Here is a 4,665-nt window from a genome sequence, read left to right as displayed (position 1 = left end):
GTCGAAGAGATTGTCGTCGAGTTTCATGTCGACGCGACCGATCTGTCCCCCTGTCATGACCGCCATGTCGCCGTCTTCGAAGGCGCCGACGATGCGACCGGCGGACATACGGAACGTGTCGCGATTGTCGCCTTGGCTGAGCGCTTGAATCTGCCCGCCCGTCATGACGAAATCATCGATACCGCGTCCCTGGAAAACTGTGCCGGACACGATGCCCGCGGAAATCGAGAACCGGTCGACTCCGTCGGACTGGTCGACGGCACCGCCGACGAGACCGCCAGTGACGGTCATGATGTCAGATCCCGCGCCGAACTGGACGGCGACGCTGCCGTCGCTGGAAATGGTGCCGGAATTCGTCACCGTGTTGGCGGCAGTGCCCGTGAAAACCAAACCCGGACCGCCGCCCACGATCGTTCCGGAATTCACGATCGTCGCACCGCCGCTCACCTGAAGGCCGTTCAGACCACCGACGATCGAGCCGGAATTGTCGAGAACGATGCCGGCCGTCGCCACGACGCCGCTACCTTGCCGGCCGAAGATCTGCGCGCCGAAGAGGTTGGTGAGCGTTGTCGCTCCGCCGAGCACAATGGCGTTGCCATTGACGCCGAGCGCGCTCACCTGGCCGCTGTTGGTGATCGATCCGAGACCGCCACCGATGGATTGTATGCCGTCCGCGTTGGCACCCGACGCGACGATCGTGCCGCTGTTGGAAATCGTGTTGCGGCTTCCGCTGGCGAGAATACCGTGAGCAGCCATGCCGTTTGTGGTCAAGGTTCCCGCATTGACGATCGTGTTGTCGCTGCCGATGATGCGGATCGCCTCGGCGTTGTCGCCGCTCGTCGCGATGCGCGCACCAGCCGTGTTGGACACGTTGTTGTTGCTCGCCGTCCCGCCCTCGATCCGCATCCCCTGACTGAACGCGCCGACGGTGTTGATCACGCCTGAATTGATCAGCGTGTGACCGCCGCTCGTTTGAAGGGCGTAGATGGCGACGCTGTTGTCCGCGTTGGTGGTGATGGCGCCGAGATTGGTGAGCGTATGCCCGCTGCCGCTGAACGCCACCATACCGCCAGATGCCGCGCCGTTCGTGATGATGGTGCCGTTGAGCGTGTTGGTCAGGCGGCTGCCGCTGGCGCCCGCATTGATGAACATCGCCTCAGCGTTGACATTGTCGGTCGTGATCGTGCCGGCGTTGATGGCCTCGCTGCCGCTTCCGATCCCGATTCCGCCGACATTCGCCGGATCGGGGCCAACGACGCGCACCGTGCCGAAATTCTGAACCCGGCTCCGATCCCCGACGAGGATGACGTTCTCACCGATGACTTCGATCTCCGCGCCCGCCTGAACATTGACGGAGACATTCGTGCTCCCCACCAACGCCTGGATGCGGGTGGTGACGGGATTGGGCGCGGACGTATCGCAGGTGACGACCTGGTTGCTGGCAGGATCGAAGGTCGGGCCGCACGCGGCGCTCGCCGCTCCTGCGGTGAGAAACGAGAGCCCCGTCACGAGGGCGGTCTGCGAGAGAAAGCTCGATTTCGCAACCGGCGAAGATAGTACGAGGGACCCCATCAATCTCCGCTGTCCGATCAAAGCGTCAAAGCGCAGTCATAGAATCACGGCCAAGTCTGGAAGACTATCAGGTCTTCGTGGGTACACGATTCGGGTTAACCCTAGGTTATATTTCAGGCGGAGCGGGCTCGATCACCAAGGTGGTCCCGTCGACACGCACCACACGAACCGTCGCGCCGATGGGGAGATTGGGACCGGTGACGCGCCACGAACTGTCGTCGACCCGGACCCGCCCCTCGCCGTCCTTGATCGGCGCTTCCAGCACGAACCTGCGCCCGAGYAGTGCATGGCCACGGCGGTTCAGGACATCGGCGCCCGTATCGTCCTGAGCGATCGGCCGGCTGATGGCGCGCCCCAACAGGACGGCCAGGACCGACAAGACCGCGAAGGCGATGAACGAGACCTGCCAGGAGACGGCGAGTATGTGCGTGAGGATCCCCGTTGCCACAGCCGCGAGGCCGAGCCAGATCAGGAAAACGCCCGGCGCGAGGAGTTCGAGCCCCATCAGGATGATCCCGAGGATGATCCACACCCAGGGCGCGAATCCGACAATTAGATCGACGATCATCTAGCGCCCCTGCCCGCCTGAGACTGTCGGAACGGTGCGTGTCAGACCCTTGTCGCCACCTTCGCTGAAGACAGAGCGGGTGATTTCCGCGATGCCGCCGAGCGTGCCGGCAAGGCCGGCCGCCTCGATCGGCACGATGATGACCTTCTGGTTCGGCGCCGCCGCCATCGCCCGCAAGGCATCGATATACTTCTCGGCGACCAGGAAATTGGCCGCGGCGAGATTGCCTTCGCCGATTGCCGTGCTGACCATCGCAGTGGCCTTGGCTTCAGCCTCCGCTTGTCGTTCGCGGGCCTCGGCGTCGCGGAAAGCGGCCTCGCGACGGCCTTCGGCGGCGAGAATCTGTCCCTGTTTCTGGCCTTCGGCGCGCAGAATCTCGGATTGCCGCTGGCCCTCCGCCTCGAGAATGGTCGCGCGCTTCTCGCGCTCCGCCTTCATCTGGCGCGCCATCGCTCCCGCGAGATCTTGCGGCGGCAGGATGTCCTTGATCTCGATGCGTGTGGCCTTCGCACCCCAAGGCGAGGCGGCGGCGTCCATCACGCGCAACAGCTTCTCGTTGATCTCGTCGCGGTGTGAGAGCAACTGGTCGAGGTCCATCGAGCCGACGACCGTGCGGATATTGGTCATCGTCAGGACCAGGAGCGCTTGATGGAGGTTGGAGACTTCGTAGGACGCCCGTGCGGCGTCGAGTACCTGGAAGAACGCCACCGCATCGATGGTGACGCCCGCATTGTCCTTGGTGAAAGCCTCCTGGCTCGGGACGTCGAGCACCTGCTCCATGATGTTCACCTTTTTGCCGATCCGCTCGACATAGGGAACGATGAGGCCGAGTCCTGGGCCAAGGGTTCGCGAGTAGCGCCCGAAGCGCTCGACCGTGTAGGCGTATCCTTGCGGAACGGTCCGTACCCCCATGGCGAGCGTCAGGATGACGAGCGCCACGAGAGCGACGACGAAGATATCAAACCCGGTTGCGATGGGCATGCGTCCTCCTAAGCCAGCGGAGCGAGCTTAGGCGCAGGCTCCGTTCTGCGCTAGAGTTACATAATCGTCCGCATCGATCGTCACATTCGTCCGGCTCAGAGCCAGCCCTGCAGCTCGCGCTCGACGATATGTCGGATGACGCGCATGCCGTCCTCGCTATCGTTGAGGCAGGGCAGATAAGCGAATTCTTCGCCGCCGTTATGCATGAAGATCTCGCGGTTCTCGACATCGAGTTCTTCGAGCGTCTCCAGGCAGTCGGCGGAAAACCCGGGCGCGACGATCGCCATGCGCTTCACGCCGCTCTTCGCCAGGGCTTCCACCGTCTTGTCCGTGTACGGCTGGAGCCACTCGTCGGGGCCGAAGCGCGATTGGAAACTGAGGCGAAGGCGCTCCTCCGACCAACCGAACGATTCACGCAGGAGTCGCCACGTCTTGACGCAATGGCAATGGTAAGGGTCGCCCTTGAGGAGATATTCTTTCGGGACGCCGTGGAATGAGACGAGAACCACCTCCGGTTCGAACGACAGCTTCGAAAGCGCGCGTTTCATGGAGGTGGCGACGGCGTCGATATAGACCGGATCGTCGTGATAGGGCGGCGATACGCGCACGCTCGGCTGCCAGCGCATATCCATCAGCGCGCGAAAGGCGTGGTCGCAGGCGGTGGCGGAGGTTGCTGCCGAATATTGGGGGTAGAGCGGAACGAGCAGAACGCGGTCGCATCCCTGATCGAGGAGTGCTTGAATGCGCGCACGCACCTCGGGCTTACCATAGCGCATCGCCCAATCGACCACGACGCGGTCGCCGGCCGTCGCGTGGAGATGACGCGTCAGATCCTCCGCTTGGGCGCGGGTGATGGTCTTCAGCGGGCCCTCGTTGCGCTCCTTGTTCCAAATCGTGTCGTAGTCGCGCCCTTTTCGGCCCGGTCGCGTGGAAAGAATGATCAGGTTCAGGATCGGCCACCACAGCAGGCGGGACGTTTCGATGACCCGCTTGTCCGAAAGGAACTCCTTCAGATAGCGCCGCATCGACCAGTAATCGGTGGCCTCGGGTGTCCCCAGATTGAGAAGCAGAACGCCGATGCGGCCGCCCATCACCCGCGGATGGTCGACCGGCTTCACATTCGGTTTCTGCAATGGGATGGGGTCGATCCGTTCGTTCATCAATCAATGCCTTGTCGACGGGCCGCCATTCGTCCCGCACTTCATATGCTGCCGCTACATAGGTGTTTAAGCCGGGGCCGCCAACTGGCCTTAATGTCACCGACGAAGCGCCGCGGAAAGCTACCCGAGCGGGTTGAGCGTCTCGGTGCGCTTCAGAAGGGTCACGATGACGACATGCAACCCTTGGGGGGCGTAGTCCATCTCGACTTCGGCACTCAATTGCGACGTCAGGACCCGGTTGAGCAGGCGGGAACCGAACCCATGCCGCTTCGGCCGCGATACCYTCGGCCCGCCCGTTTCGCGCCATTCGAGACGCAACCGCTGGCCCTCCACGTCGGGCTCGGTGGTCCAGCCGACCGAAATCCGTCCGGTGCTGACGGACAA

At 63.2% G+C, this 4,665-nt stretch carries 4 protein-coding genes and 1 pseudogene; all 5 read right to left on the bottom strand.

Annotated features, from left to right (window positions below):
• Window positions 1–1,572 (bottom strand): beta strand repeat-containing protein (locus tag AC1DT3_RS12705; protein WP_477465614.1); only part of this gene is annotated, 1,572 nt, incomplete at its 3' end.
• Between the two features lie 106 nt (window positions 1,573–1,678).
• Window positions 1,679–2,140, bottom strand: a complete 462-nt coding sequence (locus AC1DT3_RS12700) for an NfeD family protein (RefSeq protein ID WP_477465613.1) — start codon at window positions 2,138–2,140, stop codon at window positions 1,679–1,681.
• A complete protein-coding gene (locus AC1DT3_RS12695; RefSeq protein ID WP_477465612.1) occupies window positions 2,141–3,121 on the bottom strand; it encodes an SPFH domain-containing protein in 981 nt (326 codons plus the stop codon).
• Window positions 3,122–3,216: 95 nt separating this feature from the next.
• Entirely contained in the window at window positions 3,217–4,281 is a 1,065-nt protein-coding gene (gene hemH, locus AC1DT3_RS12690) for a ferrochelatase (RefSeq protein ID WP_477465611.1), read from the bottom strand.
• Window positions 4,282–4,401: 120 nt separating this feature from the next.
• Window positions 4,402–4,665, bottom strand: a pseudogene (locus tag AC1DT3_RS12685) (histidine kinase); the annotation flags it as partial.

It is taken from the genome of Microvirga sp. P4_G7 (assembly GCF_056401005.1).
Note: the sequence above shows the minus strand (reverse complement) of the source record. Positions and strands in the feature narration are given on the sequence as shown.

Excerpts from the sequence above, each read along its gene's own strand:
- hemH (WP_477465611.1), bottom strand. The coding sequence starts at position 4,281 with ATGAACGAACGGATCGACCCCATCCCATTGCAGAAACCGAATGTGAAG.
- AC1DT3_RS12695 (WP_477465612.1), bottom strand. The coding sequence starts at position 3,121 with ATGCCCATCGCAACCGGGTTTGATATCTTCGTCGTCGCTCTCGTGGCG.